Consider the following 17,750-nt stretch of genomic DNA (forward strand, 5'->3'; position numbering starts at 1 on the left):
GTTAGAAAAGTAGTTATTTATATCATAGCCCTGTTTGGCTTGACAACCCCAATGTTGACGGCGTCGTAAAAAACAAAAACGGCGCGTGCGCCCCCTACCAGGCCACCGGCACCCGGACTTTCATGCCGGCCTTGTTTTTGAACAGAAGATACCCCTTGTCGCGACCGAACAGGTAAAGGTCCCGGGTCACGCGGACGTCCTGGCGACAGTAATCGACGATTTCGCGAATTTTGCCTTCCTTCCACCAGGCCAGGGCCATCAGACCGTCGGCGCTCTTGCGGACACCCAGGGTGTTTTCGCCCAGATGGTCCAACGACAGGCGGTAGCCCAGCCGTTTATGCACCTCGGTCAGCATGTCCAGGGTGGGCAGGCCGTGAAAATCAAAAGGACTGCCGCCCCGGAGAACGGCATAGTCGAACCGGCTGATGTTGAACCCCACGACAAGATCCAGGGTTTTCAGATGCTCGACGAGCCTGGGAAGATCCTCGCCCAGGTATTCCTCGAAACGATCGGTCTTCGAATCGTAGACCACCACGCAGCTGATGCCCATGCGGGCCGCGTTGCCCCAGCCCCCCACCTCCTGGGCCGAACGCCGGGTTTCAAGGTCCAGCACACCGAAGCGGCCGGGCGATCTGACGACGGCCGGAGCGGCGTTGACCGGGGGGATGGGCGTCGTCGCCGGCATCGCCTCCGTGAACAAAAACGCCTCCCCGCCCTCTTTGATCGCCGACAGGATATGGACGGCGGCCGCCTTGTCGATGGGGCGGTTGCCGGAGCCGCATTTGGGGGAATGGACGCAGGCGGGGCATCCGGTGTCGCAGGCGCAGGACGTGATCACCTGAAGGGTTCGCTCGAGCAGGGCCTCGCCCCGGTCAAAGGCCTGGCGGGACAACCCCACCCCTCCGGGAAACCCGTCGTAGACGAACACAGCCCCGGTACCCGCCTGGGGGTGGAAGGGAATGGAAATCCCGCCCAGATCGTTGCGATCGGTCATCACCATCAGGGGCAGGATGCCGATGGCCGCATGCTCCACGGCGTGAATCCCTCCCATGAAATGCATCTCGCGCGTTTCGCAGTCTTTCCGGACGGCATTGGGAATGCCGATGACGATGCCCTCGGTTTCCATGACGAGGGGGGGCAGGGACAGGGGAAAGACGCCCAGCAGACGCTGCCCCTTGATCAGTTTTTTCTCGTAACCCGTCACCGTTTCCGTGACCTTGAGCCGGCACAGGGCCATGCGGGTTCCCCAGACATTTCGTGAGGCAAGGGTTTCCAGAATCTCCGTGACCTTGCCCGACCGGGCCCGGGTGAAATAATGCACCGACTTCTTTTCGGCATAGGCCGTGTTCTTGTCAAGGTCCAGATCCTCGATCAGGTAATGGGTGCCCCGGTGGATGTAAACCGCCCCCGGATAGGCCTCGTGAAAGGCGCGGTAACGGTCCACGCTGCCGATGATGTCGCCGGAGATTCGGTCCACGATGTCCATGGCCTCGCCGGTGCCCCGGAGCGACACCGTGCGCTGGGGATATTTCCCCGGCGAAAACAACAGGTCGCCGTCTTCGCTCCGCAGCAGGCCGCCGTTTCGTTCCAGGTCGGAAACGGCCCGCGTGACCGCCGGATCACTCACAAAGGGTTCACCGTCCGACAGGGGCAGGTCGGCGGCGGCGCAGACCAGATGGCGTTTCATGATCACCGGATTTTCCGGATTGATCACGGCGGTTTCCGGGGCCATCGTGAAGAATTCATCGGGATGGTTCATCATGTACTGGTCCAGGGCGTCTTCGTGACCGATCAGCACCACGGCCGAGTCCCGCCCGGACCGCCCCACCCGTCCGGCCCGCTGCCAGGTGGCCATGACGGTGCCCGGATAACCGACCAGAATGCACAGGTCCAGGCTGCCGATATCGATGCCCATTTCAAGGGCGCTGGTGGTAATCACCGCCAGAAGGCTCCCGTCCGACAGCCCGGCTTCGATGTCCCGCCGTTCCTCGGGAAGAAATCCGGCCCGGTAAGCGGAAATCCTGTCCTTGAAGGCGCCGGCCCGCTGGGCGGCCCACAGGGCGATCAACTCGGTCATTTTTCGGGACTGACAATACACGATGGTCCGGAAATCCCGGGACAGGGCCGCATGAAGCAGGGCGATGGCGGTCTGGGCCGCCCCTTCCGGCGTGTTGAGCATCAGAAAATGCTTGCCCGAGGACGGGGCGCTGCTTTCCTTCACCGCGACGACATCAAGACCGGTCAGGGCCGAGGCCAGACGGCCGGGATTGCCGATGGTGGCCGAACAGAAGACAAAGACGGGGCGGGCGCCGTAGGCCGCGCAGATCCGAAGCAGACGCCGGAGCACCCAGGCCATGTGGGAGCCCATGACGCCCCGGCAGGTATGGACCTCGTCGATGACCACATAGGCCAGGTTTTTGATGAATTCGGCCCAGCGGGCGTGAAAAGGCAGAATGGACAGATGCAGCATCTCGGGGTTGCTGAGGACCACGTTGGGCGGCCTGTTACGGATTTTCGTCCGCTGGTGGGACGTCGTGTCCCCGTCGTAGACCGCAGCCCGCATGGGCAAGGGACTGTCGACGGCATCAAAAAGGGCCTGCAAGCCCTTGAGCTGGTCCCGGGCCAGAGCCTTGAGGGGAAACAGATAAAGGGCCCTGGCCTCCGGGTTGTCAAGAACGGTTTCAATGACCGGCAGATTGTAGATCAGCGTCTTGCCGCTGGCCGTGGGGGTGGCCACCACCGTGTGACGGCCCTGCCGGATCAGGTCCACGGCCCGGACCTGATGGGCGTACAAACGGGAGATCCCAAGGGTTTCAAGCAGCCGGACGATCTTCTCCGGAAAAGGCGGCGAGGGCTCGGCATAAACCGCCTCCCGCCCGGGAATTTCCCGATGGTCGACCACAAACGGCGCAAGCACCTCGTATCGTTTAAGGGCCTTGATATAGTCCCCGACGGTTCCCTGCATCATCTGCCCTGCCTTTCTCACTCCGGCCGACGTAAGAACCGTCAGGGTTTGCCCCACAGCGGGTCCCGGCCGAACCGGTCGGCCCACCACTCTTCGGGAGAAAGATGACGCCTGACCGCCTCTTCGGAAAAGGAATAGGCGTAGCTGTCGCAGTATGCCGTGATAAGCTCGTAGGCCGCCGTGATCCGCACGGTCATCTCGTGGCGGTCCGCCTGATTGTCGGCCCCCTTGTCCGGATGCCATGTTTCAAGAAGCCGAAGGTAATGGGCGCGAATGGTCTGCCGTGTGGCCGATTCGGGAAGTTCCAGAAGACGCCGGGCTTCGGTGATCTGTTCATAGGTGCTCATATCGAAAACTCACGTCATGGGTTCATGGAGGCCGAGGCGATATCCCCGACCGTTCGCCCACCATGCCACGGACCGATGGTCGTGTCAAATCCGCTTTGAGCCGGTGATCGATATTATCGGCCGACGGACACAAGCACGCGCCGTGAACCGTCTCACACATAAAAAACCGGCGTTAACCCGGGGTTTCCCTGTTTGACACAATAACCAAAAGACTTTTTATTTATCATTCTTTCCAATTACTTATACCTTTTCAACTGTCCAATAATCACAAAAGGTTCCAAAAACGGCATTTTTTTGTTGACGGTGCAAAGACCCCTGACATAGGGTCCCCCTTTTTTTGACGGACAGGGGGATTGTTGCAATGCGGCATTATCGCCGCCGACGGCGCCCTGCCCGCCTGGTCTCACACCATCATGACAACCCGCCAGGGAATCATATCCCGGGCATTTCAATCAGAACGGGGGGGTTCGACATTGAAAAAAATTCTATTGATCGTCGCGGGGATCACCGTCGCGGCATCGACGGCGCATGCAGGACTTGTTCAGACCTTTGGAATCGGAGCCGGGGCATCGGCTCAGGGAGAAGCGGTGGCCGCCTATGCGGACGACCCGTTTGCGGTGTATTACAACCCCGCAGGACTGACACTGATCAAAAAAACCACCGTGTCATCGGGGATCACGGTCTTTGACGCCAAGGTCAAGGTCACGGATTTCAGCATCACATCCGCGGCGGCGCCCGGCAGCGAACTGAACCCATGGCCCAAAAACGTTCAGTCCAACGGGGAGCCGGTACTCAATCCCGCCATCGGCTTCGCCGTCCCCTTGACGGACAGGCTCGGTTTCGGCATGTCCGCCTACATTCCCTACGGCCTGAACATCGAATGGGATTCCGACTACACCCGTAACCCCGGCGCCCTTTATGCCTGGCAATCCACCTATTATCGTGAAGTGATCACACCGGGCTTCGGATACCGACTGACCGACAACCTCTCGGCGGGGTTCAGTCTCAGCCTGGGCCGGTCGGTGTCGGAAGCCGGGAAAACCTACCCGACCACACCGGCGACAAAGCTTGAGCTTCAGGCCGACGATTCGTTCAACTACTCGTTCAATGTGGGACTGATGTACCGTCCCGTTGACGCACTGTCCCTGGGACTGACCTACAGAAGCCGGACCGACGCCGATTTCAAGGGGGATGTGATCATCAACGGCGCCGCGGCCGGGCCGGTCACCATGGAGTATGACCATCCGGAATGCATCCAGGCCGGCGCCCGCGTCTTCGTCGGCAGGCGCCTGTCGATCGAATGCGACCTGCTGTGGACCCGCTGGAGCATCAACGATGTACAGGTGGAAACATCGCCCCTGGCCCCGGGCGGCGCCTTTCGCCACAACCGTAACTGGACCGATGAATGCCAGTATAAAATCGGCGTAAGCTGGCAGGTCGTTGACAGCCTTGTTTTTCGCTCAGGCTACACCTACGACCCGACCCCCGTCCCCGATTCCACCTTTGACATGGGCTGGCCCGACACGGACCGCAACGTGTTCAACATCGGTTTTGGCTGGGCCCTTTCAGACCATTGGAGCCTGGACGGCGTCGTCCAGCATGTCCGAAGCACCTCCGTCCGGAAAATCAGCGGCACCAGCGAGGAAATGAACGCCGTATACGGCGAAATCATTCATGGAGCCACCGGCCTTCCCGCCGACACGGTGTCTGTGTCCCTGGGCGATGAAGGGATTCTCTGGGGGTACGGGCTGAACTTGAATTACACCTTCTGACCCATGGGAAACACGCCTGCGGGGCCCTGTTAAAAAACCGGTGAAGCCGTCCGGCAGGACGGCTTCACCGGGAATCATCGCGCGTCAGACCGCATCGCGGCCGCGTTCTCCGGTTCTGATTCGAACGGCCTGTTCCACGGGAAGAACGAAGATTTTCCCGTCACCGATGTTGCCCGTACCCGCGGCATCGACGATGGCGGTGATGAGGGAATCCACCAGGGCGTCATCGACCACGATGTCGATGCGGACCTTGGGAATGAAGTCCACCACATATTCCGCACCCCGGTATATTTCCTTGTGGCCTTTCTGACGGCCGAAGCCTTTGACTTCACAGATGGTCATGCCCTGGATCCCCTGGGCGTTCAGCGCTTCCTTGACGGCGTCAAGTTTAAACGGCTTGATGATCGCTTCAATTTTTTTCATGATGCCCTTTCCTTTCGGGACGCAGGCGCCGTCGCCGTCGCCCCGGTCACGTTGTTCTTGCCGTAATCAGAGAATTTCAAAGGCCCGCTCGCCGTGAATGGCGTTGTCCAGACCCATGACCTCGGCTTCTTTTTCCACCCGGATACCGGAGGTGATCAGTCGGGTCACACCGATGACGATCAGGGTGCCCACCGCCGAATAGAGCGCCGTGGCCACGATGGACACGAACTGGATCCACAGCTGCTTGGGGTTGCCGTAAAACAGGCCGGTGGCGCCGGCGGTAATGGCCGGACAGGCGAACAGACCGGTGGCCAGGGCGCCCCAGATGCCGCAGATGCCGTGAACACCAAAGGCGTCCAGCGAATCGTCGTAACCGATTTTATGTTTGAGCACCGCCACGCTGAAAAAACCGACGGCGCCGGCCACCAGGCCGATAATCAGAGACGCGGGCAGGGTCACATAGCCCGACGCCGGGGTAATGGCAACCAGACCGGCCACAGCGCCCGACGCGATACCCAAAACGGTGGGTTTCCCGCTGTAGATCCATTCGGCCACCATCCAGGACAGGGCGGCCATGGCGGCGGAGCTGTTGGTCACCATGAAGGCGGAGGCGGCCACGCCGTCGGCGGCCAGCTGACTGCCCGCGTTGAAGCCGAACCAGCCGAACCACAACAGGGCCGCGCCCAGGGCCGTCAGCGTCACGCTGGACGGGAACATGGCTTCACGACCGAAACCCTCGCGTTTTCCCAGCACCAGACAGAGTACCAGGCCGGCAACACCGGCATTGATGTGAACCACGTTGCCTCCGGCGAAATCCAGGGCACCGTCGGCCTGCATCCATCCCCCGCCCCAGACCCAGTGGCAGATCGGCACATACACCACGGTGATCCACAGGAGGGTAAAGACGATCCAGGACGAAAACTTCATCCGGTCGACCACCGACCCCAGCACCAGGGCGACGGTGATACAGGCGAAGGTCATCTGGAACATCACGAACACCAGTTCGGGAATGGTGCCCCGGACGGCGTCGATGCCGATGCCCGCCAGAAAGACCTTGTCGAGATTACCGATAAAACCCGCGGTATCCGGACCGAAGGCCAGGGAGTATCCCCAGACCACCCAGACCACGCTCACCAGACAATAGGCGATAAAGGTCATGGCAAAGGTATTCAAAAGGTTCTTGTAACGGGACATGCCCCCGTAAAACAGGGCCAGGCCGGCCGGAGTCATCATCATGACCAGCGCCGTGGCCACGAGAATCCAGGCCGTATCGCCGGTACTGATCGCCGTCTCGTCGGCCAGGGCCTGTGAAACGGGTAACAGGGTCATTATCCCGGTTGTCGTCAACGTTCTAAGCCTCATTTCGTCCTCCCAATCGCTAAAGGTTCAAAAGGGTCAAACACCCACCGTCATGTTGCCCTCATAATATTGCAACGCACATGCCATCGGGTTTTTTTAAAATTTATCATTTAAAATCAAAATGATATGCCATAAATCGAATTGTATCCAAAATGCTTTTGATGACAAAAATGTTATTTTTAAAATTTAAAAAAACACTTTTGTTGAAAACGGCCTTCGCGAGAATCTCAACGGATTGAGCCTGTCGACTTATGGGCCTCATCCGTGCCGGCAAGAAATACAACGCGTGAGCGCACGACACCCTCTTTGTGCCTCCGTGTCTTTGTGAGAGATCACACGAACCTTCCCCTTCAGAGACGAAGGTTTAATCACTCTCACAGAGACACAAAGGCGGAGAAAAGCCGAACAGGTCTTCGCGTGTCACACGGTGCCGTTCACGTTTACGAGCACGAGCACGTTCACGATGGTTGCCGGCAACACGTGAACGCAACCGTCAGATGCATCAACCGGCGTGGGCTGAGACGGTCGAGCCGGTCTCGGCCTGCCGTGCTCGTGCTCGTGAACGTGAACATGCACGTGAACGAACAGTACATGCGATTGCCCCGAAGGCCCGCACCGAATGGCTTGTCTTTCCGCCGGGCACCTGCTATTATGGCGGGACCAGTATCCTTGAATCATCCATCGCGTTTCCGATCAGCGTCATCATGACCCTAAGAGCATGTGTCGCGGCCTCAACCCCGACAGGAGACAGGACCCATGAACCAGACCGCCCTCAACGATTTTCTCAGACAAAAAACGGAATTGTTTTCACAGTTTCCCGACGCCCGCCTGGCAGACGTCCTCAAGGATTCCTTTGAAAAAACCTTCGAAGAGAAAGAAGCCATCGTGGAATTCGGCGAAGAGGCCGATTTTCTCGGCGTCATCCTGGACGGCCGGGCCGTGGCGTCTGTGACCGACAACATGGGCGAGCAGAACGCCCTCTTGAACATGGGGCCCGGCGACATCATCGGCCTCATCCCCATGATGACCGGAGAGCTGAATCCCTCGGACATCATCGGCGAGACCCGATGCCGCGTGCTTGTCATCCCCCAGGCCGTGTTCGCCGAGCTGATTCTCACCGATCTGCCCACGGTCCGCGTGATCACGCGGATGATGAGCAAGCTTCTCCACACCTTCACCATCGATGAGGAAGGCCGCGAAAAAGCGGCCAAAGCCTGGGGTAAACGAAAAGACCGTTACGGGTTCAAGCTCCAGTCCAACGAACCCATCAAGATCATGGTCATCAACTGCGGGGCCACCTCCCTCAAATACAACCTGTACAACACCGCGGACGAGTCGCTCAACGTGGTCGGCAAGATCCTTCACCTGGGATCGGGCAGGGCCCGCCATCTCTACACCTACCATGGGGGTGAAACGAGCGCTGACCTGGGCGACATGGATCACGAAGGCGCCTTCGACCTGATGTTCAAACAGCTGACCGACAAGAAGACCGGTGCCATCGGTTCCCCCTACGACGTGGCCCTGGTCGGCCACCGGGTGGTGCACGGCGGCAGCGAATTCGACACCCCCGCCGTGATCAATCCCGGGGTCATCGAAACAATCGAGGCGCTTTCGTCTCTGGCCCCCCAGCACAACCCCTTCAACCTGATGGGGATCAGAAAGGGCATGAATTATTTCATCGACGCCCTTCATGTGGCGGTGTTCGACACGGCCTTCCACCACACCATGCCGCCCTACGCTTATCTGTACGGGATTCCCTACGAATTCTACGAGCAGGACAAGATCAGGCGTTACGGATTCCACGGCATGTCTCATGCCTATGCGTCCCTCAAGGCGGCAGAGGTCCTCAAGCGGCCCTACAACACCCTTGAGATCGTCACCTGCCATCTGGAAAACACCGCCTCGCTCTGTGCCGTGGACCACGGCCGATCGGTGGACACCACCATGGGCCTGTCCCCCACCGAGGGGCTGATGATGGGCACCCGCTGCGGCGACATCGACCCGTCGGTCATTCTGAAAATCTTGAGGGATCGGGGCCTCACCGTGGACCAGCTGGACACGCTGCTCAACCGTGAAAGCGGGCTCAAGGGGCTGTCGGGCATTTCCAACAGCATCCCGCTGATCATGGAAGCGGCCGAGCAGGGAGACCACCGGGCGATTCTGGCCTTCAAGGCCTTCTGCTACCGGATCCGCAAATACATCGGATCCTACGTGGCGGCCATGAAGGGCATCGACACCCTGGTGTTCACCGGCTGGCTGGGGGAGAGCGACCACAACATCCGGAGCCAGGCCTGCGAGGGTCTCGAATGCATGGGCATCGTCCTTGACCAGGACAAGAACCGAAAGGCCGTCGAACCCACCGAACCCATGATCATCTCGGCCGATGATTCACGGATTTCGGTGATGGTGATCCCCACCGACGAGGAACGCATGATCGCCCGGGATTCGCTCAAGGCCATGAAATACCACAGCCTGACCCACGTGCTCAAACGCAAGCACGCCCCCATCACCGTCGAGGTGTCCGCCCACCATCTCCACCTCAGCCAGGAGCATGTGGAGGCCCTGTTCGGCAAAGGACACACCCTCACCCCCAAATCCGAGTTGTCTCAGCCGGGCCAGTTTGCCTGCGAGGAGCAGGTGAACCTCATCGGACCCAAGGGCCGGGTGGAGCGGGTGCGGGTGCTGGGGCCGGTCCGCGATGAAACCCAGGTGGAAATATCCATGACCGAGCAATTTCTGCTGGGCATCCAGCCCCCGATAAGGGCCTCTGGAAATCTGGTGAACACCCCGGGTCTGACCCTCGAAGGGCCTGCCGGTCAGGTCACCATCGACAAGGGTGTGATCTGCGCCCTGCGCCACATCCACATGACCCCCGAGGACGCCATGGCCTATGGCCTCCACGACCGGGACGTGGTCCGGGTCCAGATCCACGGCGACCGAGAGCTGATCTTCGGCGACGTCCTGGTCCGGGTCAGCCCCAAATTCAAGCTGGCCATGCACATCGACACCGATGAAGCCAACGCCGCACACATCCGGACCGGCACCACGGCCCATATCACGGATATCCAGATGCGGATTTAAAGGTGATGGTCTCGTAAAAAGTCGAATTTCAGACGGTTTCGTAAAATGTTCGAGATCAAGGCTTGCGAATCCCGTAGAATGAGGCGTAACGCAGATATCGGACTCCTAAGGAAGCGTCAGGGTAAAACATAAATTATCATACTGAATTTACAATATAATTATTTGGTTATGCACGTCCATCAAGTTGAGGTGATCATCCTATTGTTAAACCACCCGTTCGCGTTGCTCACTGAAGGACGCGAAGAGCACGAAGAAGACCTTAAATAGTGGGTTTTTCTTCGTGGTTCTTCGTGTTCTTCAGTGAGCGAAGCGAACGGGTGGTTAATAGACCTGTGGATAGCCCATCACCTTATAGACACATCGACAAAACCAAAGCAATAACCAACCCATCGCATGAATGGTCTATAAAACACATGGGCCTCTCCTGCCTGACGGATTCATGCCGTTCACGTTTACGGTCACGAGCACGCGCACGTTCACGATGGCGGTCGAACAGGTCTCGGCCTACCGTGCACGTGAACGAATGCGACATGCAGTTGCCTTGGTCCCATACCCCGGGAGCTTGGCAACAAAGAGATTTAACACTCTTCCTTTCGAATATGTGGCCGTTCGAGGCCTGCGAAGCTTTTTAAGAAGCCGTCAAAGGTGGAGAAACCCGACAGGACCTCCGTCAGGGACTGCACAACTCCTTGAAAATCGAATCGACCAGGACTCCAAAGCCCTGGTCGGCCCGATGCCGGGGACGGGGGGTGGGGACGTCGATGATGCGACGGATTCGACCGGGCCTGCCGGCCATGATCACGATGTCATCGGCAAGATACACGGCTTCATCCACACTGTGGGTGACCAGAACGATGGTTTTTCCTGTGCGCTGCCATACCCTCAAAAGCTCCTGCTGCTGAATCATGCGCGTATGGGCATCCAGGGCGCCAAAGGGCTCATCCATCAGAAGAACGTCGGGCTCATTGGCAAGCGCCCGGGCGATGGCCACCCGCTGCCGCATGCCGCCCGACAGTTCATGGGGGTAAGCCCCTTTGAAATCGAGCATATCGACCATGTCAAGGTACTTCAACGCCCGGACATTTCGTTTCTGCCTGGAAATCCCGGCGAACGACGGACCGATGCCGACATTATCGAGCACCGTCATCCAGGGAAACAGGGAATAGTCCTGAAACACCAAACCGATTTCACCGCAGGGTTTTGTCACTGGTGTCGACCGGTAGAAAACCGTTCCCTCCGTGGGCTTCTCAAGCCCCGCCGTCATGCGTAGAAGCGTGGATTTCCCGCAGCCCGATGCTCCCACAATGCAGGTAAACGCGTTTTCAGGAATGCTCAGATCGATCGCATCCACGGCATGGACCACCTCTCCGCCTTTGCTTAAAAAGGTTTTGGAGAGGTGTCGTATCCCGATAATTTCCTTGACCTCAGGAACCATGAACGTGTCTTTTCCACGTAAATCGCCGTGATTCAACCCAACGGAACACCATGTCCATCGACGCCCCGACCAGTCCGATGGAAATCATACCGGCAATGACGATATCCGTGGACGCCAGTGTGAACGCATGGGTAATCAGATAGCCCACACCGGCCAGGGAACCGGGCAGCATTTCAGCGGAAACCAGACACATCCACGCAATTCCAAGGCCGATTCGCATACCGGTCAGAATCGAAGGCATGGCGGCCGGTATGAGAACATGACGAAAAATCTGCCTCTCTCCGGCCCCAAGAACCCGGGCCGAATCGATCAGGACCGCGGGGACACTGCGAACCCCGTGAATGGTAGAGGTCAAGACGGGGTAGAAGGCACCGATAAAAATGATGAACAGCATTGAAAATTTGATGTTGTTGAAAAAAATATAGGGCCTGCCGGCCTCGATGCCCATCAGGGTGGCCAGGCTGGAAACACCGAACCAGGCCATCACCAGAGGGACCCAGGCCAGGGGAGGAATGGGCCTGAACAGATTCAAACATCCGTTGAACAAACGGTGCACAAGGCCCACGTGCCCCATCAGCACCCCGAGGGGAACGGCAACCAGCACGGCAAGACCATAGCCCAGCATGACGCGTATCAGGCTGACCGTCACGTTATCCAGAAGCGACCCCATACCGATCAGGCCCTGGGTCGGGCGGACCAGAATGTCCCCGATCTGTTCAAGGCTTGGCATGATGACCTGATTGGCAATCCGATTCGCAATGATCATCCAGACCAAAGCAAGGCCGATCGGCGCGACAAACGGCAAGGTCATGGACAGACTGCGCTGTTTCACGAGCATACCTCCGTCGAATTAAACCACCCGTTCACGGTCAATCCCTCCCGGCATGAAAAGGATCACTTGCCATTGGGCGTTGTGATAAATGAAAAATCAAACAGCAGGGGTGAGGCGCTTTCGATGGTCGCCCCCTTGAGCGCGCCGTTGAGTTTGCCCATGCTGTTGAGCATGGCAAGAAACGCGCCCTCCCCTTTCAGCCAGTTCGCCGTCGGTGCCGTCGTATAGACAATACTGGATTTCTCCACCGCTTCCGGAGCGATACCGATCCATTGCGAGGCGATCGTCGCCGTTTCGGCCTTGTGTTCATTGCACCAGGCCGCAGCCCAGGCCATCAATCCGGTCACGGCTTTGGCGACGGACGGATGGTTGGCGATCACGTCGTCACTGGCTCCAAGGACGCAGCAGGGAAAATCACACCAGTGACCGGCCGGAGGGAGATCCCTTGAATCCAGCGCGATGTGCCCGACCTTCTTTGATTCGGCCACCTCCGGATGGGGCGACGGGCCGACCCAGCAATCGACCTGTTTACTGAGCAGGGCAGGGATGAGGTTGGCCGTGGTTTTAAGATCAACCATCAGGATATCGGCGGACGCATCGTTGGGGTTGTCCGTGATCTTGAACCCCGCAGCATGAAGGGCGCCCTCAAAGACGATCCGGGGAGCGCTGGTGGGCGAGTGGTAGCCAATGGTAAACGGGGTGTTCGATGCCTTGACGGCGGCGGCCACCGCATCAAAACCCTGAACCTGACTGCCGTAAGGAAAGACCATACCCATGCCGTCAACATGAAGGGGACATAGGATTTTAATCCCGATGCCCTTGTCGATGGCGCTCATGAACGCCGTCGACGATGACAGCGCCAGATCCACCCGTTTCATGGCAAACAATGTGGTCGTTTCGGAACCGCTTTTGGACACAAGCAGATTGATGACGGCCAGTGGGCGGCCGTCCCGGTCCATCAGCCGGTATTTTTCCCGGGGGACCACGGGAGCCAGGTAGTACCCTGATGCTTTCGCGGCCTCTCCCGTTATCGCAGCGGCGAACAGGGGATTATGGTGGGTCGTGAACACATAGGCCATTGAAAAGGCGGGAAGACTTTTTTCAGACGCGTAAACGTCCGTGACAGCCAGACAAACAAGCAGCGCCATCAGAAATACGCTGATCCGGGTTGGTCGTTTTTTAACATGGAACGTCATCGTTCAAATCCTTTTTTCATCATTGGTTGTGAATGCGGTCTTTCCCTGATGCCCCGGAAAGAAAGGAATAACCATCTGAAATCAAACTCTATGCCCCTAATATCATTAGGGCGGGCACGACACCCTTGATACCAGAACTCATCCGTTTGAGTAAAATTCATAATGATGATCAAAAAAAACCGTTTCATCGGATATCCCGATCCAAAGCCGGACCATGACGCCCTTTATCACACGGCGGCCTCCTGCCGTTGTGTCGTCACGGCAATGAGGGCGCCTTCCGGGGCAATGTGTTTTTTTTCAAGACCCTGTTCAGTCAAACCGCAGGTTGTCGAGGTAGACGGTGACGGCGCCGCTTTTCGATTTTTTCTTGTTGTCCCACTCGTAGGCCAGGATCAGTTTTTCCTTTTTCAGATCGAAAAGTTTCTGTTCGACCACATCGGGCAGAACGGCCCCCTCTTCCGAATGAAGGCCTTTGCCGACGATGATGATCACCGTGTGGGTATTGCCGTGGTAGGCGCTTTTCAGGTAGGATTCGGTGCGCAGGCCGGCCTTGAGGGCGGTGTAGCCGTGCAGGTCCAGTTGACTCTGGGGCAAGGGGTAGGCTTTGAGCTTTTTCTTGAGACTGACGGGCCGGGGAGGCCGGACGTCGTCTTTCTTTTCACGCAGAAGGACCTCGACGCTTTTGTTTCCCAATGACTCATTGAGCAGTTCTTCGAAGGACTCCTCCGGCCGGGCGTCATCCCTGAACAGACGGTCGCCGGGCTTCAAAACGGGAATGCCGTGGCGGTCACGACGCAAAGAGGAGGGGGTCGGCGGCGGTTCAGCCGATGAACGGCGGCTCCCCTCTTCCCCGTCATGGGAGTCGGCCCGCTGCATCAACAGGGCCTCCACATCGGCATCGTCCAGAACGGGAAAACCCTGCCGGGTCATTCGCATGGGTTTGGGCGGCGTTCTCGTTTGACGTGGAGAGGGAGCTTCGGAGCGGTCGGCGTCTTTTTTTTCGAAGGCATCCCGGTCAGACGGATCATCGGCTCCAAACAGAGAAGCCAGATCCTGGTCCGGGGAGAAAACCGGCAGGCCCTGCCGGTTCAAACGTCCGGCCTGAGGTGCAGATGGGGCAGGCCGGGGTTCAGGGGGGGACGGCGGCGGCGTTTCGCAAGGCGCCGTTTCCGGCTCGCCCGATTTGTCGGAGTCGGTTTTACGGTTTTTCAGAAGGTGTTTCAGCCTGGAAAACATCGAAGGGCCCCGAAACGACAAGAAGGCCCCCGGCCCGACCACGGGTCCGGGGGCCCAAAGGGTTTCCTATTCATCCGATGGTATGATCACCACGTCGATACGACGGTTCATGGCCTGACCGGCTTCGGTCTCGTTGGTGGCCACCGGTCTGGTTTCGCCGTAGCCGATGGCGTTCAGACGGCTCTCGGCAATGCCGGTGTTGGCCAGGAAATAATGCTTGACCGCTTCGGCCCGCTCTTCGGAAAGCCTCTGGTTGACGGCGTCGCTGCCCAAAGAATCCGTATGGCCTTCAATGACCACCTCGCAGTCCTTGAACATGGAAAAGGTCTTCTTGACCTTGGTCAGAAGGCCGAAATACTTGGGTTCGATCTCGGATTTTCCGCTGGGAAAATTCAGGCCGTAAAGACGGATGATGATGTTGTTCCCGTCCATCAGCACCTTGCCTTCGTCACGCCCAAAGGCCGAACGGATACTCTGAATTTTCTTTTCCTTGAGGGCCTGTTTCATCTTCTGCTTTTTCAGGGCATCCTCGGCCAGTTTTCGCTGGCGTTTGAGTTCCTCCTCGTCATTCATCATGCGGGTGATCCGCTCTTCCAGATCCGCAATTTTTGCCTGGAGGGCCTGGGTGTTCTTTTCATGGTGAACAATCTTGAATTTCAGTTTCTTGACCTCATCGACAATCACCCGGTCGACCTCGTCCAGACCCTTGTCGAAACGTGGCGTGACACCCAGCTCGTCACAAATCCGGGTCAGAGACCGCTCTCCGTCGAGAATCACGTCCTCAAAGCTATAGTCGGCCTCCTTCATCTTGCGGACCCGCTGATGGACATACCGGGCGTGACGGATCTCATAGTCGGCCTGGTCTGCCAGCGTCTGCGCATTTTCGTTGCCGTAACGCTGCCGGTCCAGCTCCTTCTCGGCCTTCTCCACCAGTTTTTTGGCCAATGCGGTGATTTTCAGGGCATGGTTGCTGTTGCCAAGATCCGTCAGGGCCTCCACGCCTTTGCGTGCACCGTCCAGAACACTGATCTTGATGGTTTCCAGTTCGGTTTTCCGGAAAAGGGTTTCGGCGGCATCGGCGTCCCGGCGGGCCCTCTCCAGATCGCCGTCCTCATAGCGGGCGACGGCTTTCTTGAAGGTGTCATCGGCATCTTTCCAGGTCTCGTAATCGAACTTGAGGGCGTTGACCCGTTCCGCGTCGTCCCGGGCCGTTTTGGCTTTTTCGAAAAACACGGCCGCATGCCCGGCGGTTTCCGCGGCCTTGGTGAACAGTTCCACGGCGCGGGAAAGCTTGTTTTCGATGCCGGCCAGATCCTTGCCTTTGGCAAAGGCCTTGTCCGCATCCTGATAATACTCCATGCCCTCGGCATAGGCCTCCGGCGCGTAAAGATCGGCCTTGGCCTCTTCCGCAGTCTTAAGCGCGTTATCCGCGGCTTTAAACAGCGTGGTCCGGGCCGTTTCCCGTGCATCGGCCCAGGCATGACCGGATCCGGCGAAAAGAACGGCCGTGATCAGCAGCCCGCAGCAACTTCCTAAAAACGAAACGTGTTTCATCATGTTTTTGCACCCTTGTCAGCGTTGGTATCCGATCGTCTGATGTGATCGTTCAAGAGCCCGGACAAGAAACGGGGGACACCGGCGTGCCCCCCGTCTTCATCAGGTTCACGGCGGCTAAAGAATCGTTCCCACGGCCAGTTCGGCGACATGCATGAAGGTCCGGGGAAACAGACCGATACCCAAAATGGCCGTGATCAGAATCAGGCCAAGCACGTAGGTCGGCAGATCCAGGCGGATCAGCGCGGTGTCTTCCTCGCTGGTCAAAAAGGCGGCCCGGACCATTTTCAGATAGTAAAAGGCGGAAATGCCCGCGTTAATCACCGTCAGGATCACAATGGCGTAAAGGGATTTTTCGATGGCCGCCGTAAAAATGAAGAACTTGCCGAAAAAACCCACCGTCGGCGGGATGCCGGCCATGCCGAAGGCGCCGATGACCAGGGTCAGCGCCAGCATGGGCGAATTTTTGTAAAGCCCGTTCAGATCGGCGAAGGTCACGTTTTCACCCGTGCGGGACACGTTGTAAATCACGTAGAAACAGGCCAGATTCATCACCAGGTAGCCGCCGATGTAGTAGACGGCGGAGGCGAATCCCAAGGTGTTCACACACAAAATGCCCACCATGACGTACCCGGCGTGGGCGATACTCGAATAGGCCAGAAGACGTTTCAGATCCTCCTGAACCAGCGCGGACAGATTACCCACCACCATGGACAGAACGGCGAAAACAGCCAGGATTCCGGTAACCTGGTTGAGATCCACCCCGGAAAGGGCGACAAAGCGGACGAGAAGGGCCACCGCACCGATCTTGGGCAAGGTGGCGATGAAGCCGGATGTTTCGTTGGCTGAGCCCTCATACACGTCCGGCGCCCAGAAATGCATGGGAAACATTGCCAGTTTGTAGAAGAAGCTGCCCATCATCAGAATAAGGCCGATGATCACCACCGGCTCGGTTTTGATCAATCCGGGAAGGACCTGGACCAACTTGTCCAGATAGGTGGTGTGGGCCATACCGAAAATGTAGCTGATCCCGTACAGGGAAAGTCCGGAGGCGAGAGCGCCGAAGAGCACGTACTTGATGCCGGCTTCCATCTGCTTGCGATACCCCGGCTGAAACCGGAAAGGAATTATCACGTAAAGGGCGAAGGAGGAAATTTCAAGGCTGAGGACGATGGTCAGAAGCTCCACCGCCGAAGTCAAAAAAACCAGACCCAGAACACTCAGGGTCAGAAACAGGTAGTACTCGGCATGGAGATTCTCGGCGATGCCCCGAAGGCCCCTGCCCAGATAAATCACGAGAAACAGACCAACGGTCAGCATGATCTTGAACACCTGGGAGAAGACATCGACGCGATAGGTATCGAAAAAAAGAGTCTGCCCGGGCTGGTCGACGACGGAGCCGAACACGAACAGGGTGATGAACACGATAACCCCCGAAAGGAGCAGCGCCATCCTCTGAAGGTACAAGGTCTGGGGTTTTCCAAGAGACATGAAAAAGAAAACCAGGGCCGTCACAATCAATGCCAACTCGGGTAGAAATAGAGACATGG

General features: G+C 58.1%; 12 protein-coding genes. 2 read left to right on the forward strand and 10 right to left on the reverse strand.

All coding sequences use genetic code 11. From position 1 onward, the window contains the following. Positions 1–94 precede the first annotated feature (94 nt). Together ACYQ11_RS06405 and ACYQ11_RS06410 are read right to left on the reverse strand one after the other, a co-directional pair. Positions 95–2,968 carry a DEAD/DEAH box helicase gene (locus ACYQ11_RS06405; RefSeq protein WP_459922934.1) on the reverse strand — a complete coding sequence of 958 codons (2,874 nt, stop codon included), beginning with the start codon at positions 2,966–2,968 and terminating at the stop codon, positions 95–97. A gap of 38 nt (positions 2,969–3,006) precedes the next feature. After that, positions 3,007–3,312 carry a J domain-containing protein gene (locus ACYQ11_RS06410; protein WP_459922935.1) on the reverse strand — a complete coding sequence of 102 codons (306 nt, stop codon included), beginning with the start codon at positions 3,310–3,312 and terminating at the stop codon, positions 3,007–3,009. 473 nt (positions 3,313–3,785) lie between these two features. On the opposite strand from ACYQ11_RS06410, the gene ACYQ11_RS06415 reads away from it, so the two are divergent. Then, positions 3,786–5,084 carry an OmpP1/FadL family transporter gene (locus ACYQ11_RS06415; protein WP_459922936.1) on the forward strand — a complete coding sequence of 433 codons (1,299 nt, stop codon included), beginning with the start codon at positions 3,786–3,788 and terminating at the stop codon, positions 5,082–5,084. A gap of 84 nt (positions 5,085–5,168) precedes the next feature. Here ACYQ11_RS06415 and ACYQ11_RS06420 read toward each other — a convergent pair whose 3' ends face one another. Then, the gene (locus ACYQ11_RS06420; protein ID WP_459922937.1) at positions 5,169–5,507 is read right to left on the reverse strand and encodes a P-II family nitrogen regulator; all 339 of its coding nucleotides are present in this window, start codon (positions 5,505–5,507) and stop codon (positions 5,169–5,171) included. Between the two features lie 66 nt (positions 5,508–5,573). Next, positions 5,574–6,836: an ammonium transporter gene (locus ACYQ11_RS06425; RefSeq protein WP_459922938.1), complete on the reverse strand. Its 1,263-nt coding sequence runs from the start codon at positions 6,834–6,836 to the stop codon at positions 5,574–5,576. A gap of 786 nt (positions 6,837–7,622) precedes the next feature. Here ACYQ11_RS06425 and ACYQ11_RS06430 point away from each other — a divergent pair. Next, positions 7,623–9,947 (forward strand): acetate/propionate family kinase, encoded by a 2,325-nt coding sequence (locus ACYQ11_RS06430; RefSeq protein ID WP_459922939.1) that lies wholly within the window; start codon positions 7,623–7,625, stop codon positions 9,945–9,947. A gap of 670 nt (positions 9,948–10,617) precedes the next feature. Here ACYQ11_RS06430 and ACYQ11_RS06435 read toward each other — a convergent pair. The 6 genes from ACYQ11_RS06435 to ACYQ11_RS06460 form a co-directional block, all read right to left on the reverse strand. After that, positions 10,618–11,382, reverse strand: coding sequence for an ABC transporter ATP-binding protein (locus tag ACYQ11_RS06435; RefSeq protein ID WP_459922940.1), 765 nt, complete (start codon positions 11,380–11,382; stop codon positions 10,618–10,620). Further along, the gene (locus ACYQ11_RS06440; RefSeq protein ID WP_459922941.1) at positions 11,372–12,214 is read right to left on the reverse strand and encodes an ABC transporter permease; all 843 of its coding nucleotides are present in this window, start codon (positions 12,212–12,214) and stop codon (positions 11,372–11,374) included. Before ACYQ11_RS06440 ends, ACYQ11_RS06435 begins: the two co-directional genes overlap by 11 nt. Positions 12,215–12,276: 62 nt before the next feature. After that, entirely contained in the window at positions 12,277–13,410 is a 1,134-nt protein-coding gene (locus ACYQ11_RS06445; RefSeq protein WP_459922942.1) for an ABC transporter substrate-binding protein, read from the reverse strand. Positions 13,411–13,719: 309 nt separating this feature from the next. Continuing rightward, positions 13,720–14,502, reverse strand: a complete 783-nt coding sequence (locus tag ACYQ11_RS06450; RefSeq protein WP_459922943.1) for a Smr/MutS family protein — start codon at positions 14,500–14,502, stop codon at positions 13,720–13,722. 210 nt (positions 14,503–14,712) lie between these two features. Further along, positions 14,713–16,203 carry an OmpA family protein gene (locus tag ACYQ11_RS06455; protein WP_459922944.1) on the reverse strand — a complete coding sequence of 497 codons (1,491 nt, stop codon included), beginning with the start codon at positions 16,201–16,203 and terminating at the stop codon, positions 14,713–14,715. Positions 16,204–16,317: 114 nt separating this feature from the next. Continuing rightward, complete coding sequence (locus ACYQ11_RS06460) at positions 16,318–17,748, reverse strand: NADH-quinone oxidoreductase subunit N (RefSeq protein WP_459922945.1); 1,431 nt, start codon at positions 17,746–17,748, stop codon at positions 16,318–16,320. Positions 17,749–17,750: the final 2 nt, after the last annotated feature.

This window comes from Desulfatiferula olefinivorans (assembly GCF_054657895.1).

Excerpts from the sequence above, each read along its gene's own strand:
- ACYQ11_RS06405 (WP_459922934.1), bottom strand. The coding sequence starts at position 2,968 with ATGATGCAGGGAACCGTCGGGGACTATATCAAGGCCCTTAAACGATAC.
- ACYQ11_RS06410 (WP_459922935.1), bottom strand. The coding sequence starts at position 3,312 with ATGAGCACCTATGAACAGATCACCGAAGCCCGGCGTCTTCTGGAACTT.
- ACYQ11_RS06420 (WP_459922937.1), bottom strand. The coding sequence starts at position 5,507 with ATGAAAAAAATTGAAGCGATCATCAAGCCGTTTAAACTTGACGCCGTC.
- ACYQ11_RS06425 (WP_459922938.1), bottom strand. The coding sequence starts at position 6,836 with ATGACCCTGTTACCCGTTTCACAGGCCCTGGCCGACGAGACGGCGATC.
- ACYQ11_RS06430 (WP_459922939.1), top strand. The coding sequence starts at position 7,623 with ATGAACCAGACCGCCCTCAACGATTTTCTCAGACAAAAAACGGAATTG.
- ACYQ11_RS06435 (WP_459922940.1), bottom strand. The coding sequence starts at position 11,382 with ATGGTTCCTGAGGTCAAGGAAATTATCGGGATACGACACCTCTCCAAA.
- ACYQ11_RS06445 (WP_459922942.1), bottom strand. The coding sequence starts at position 13,410 with ATGACGTTCCATGTTAAAAAACGACCAACCCGGATCAGCGTATTTCTG.
- ACYQ11_RS06455 (WP_459922944.1), bottom strand. The coding sequence starts at position 16,203 with ATGATGAAACACGTTTCGTTTTTAGGAAGTTGCTGCGGGCTGCTGATC.
- ACYQ11_RS06460 (WP_459922945.1), bottom strand. The coding sequence starts at position 17,748 with ATGTCTCTATTTCTACCCGAGTTGGCATTGATTGTGACGGCCCTGGTT.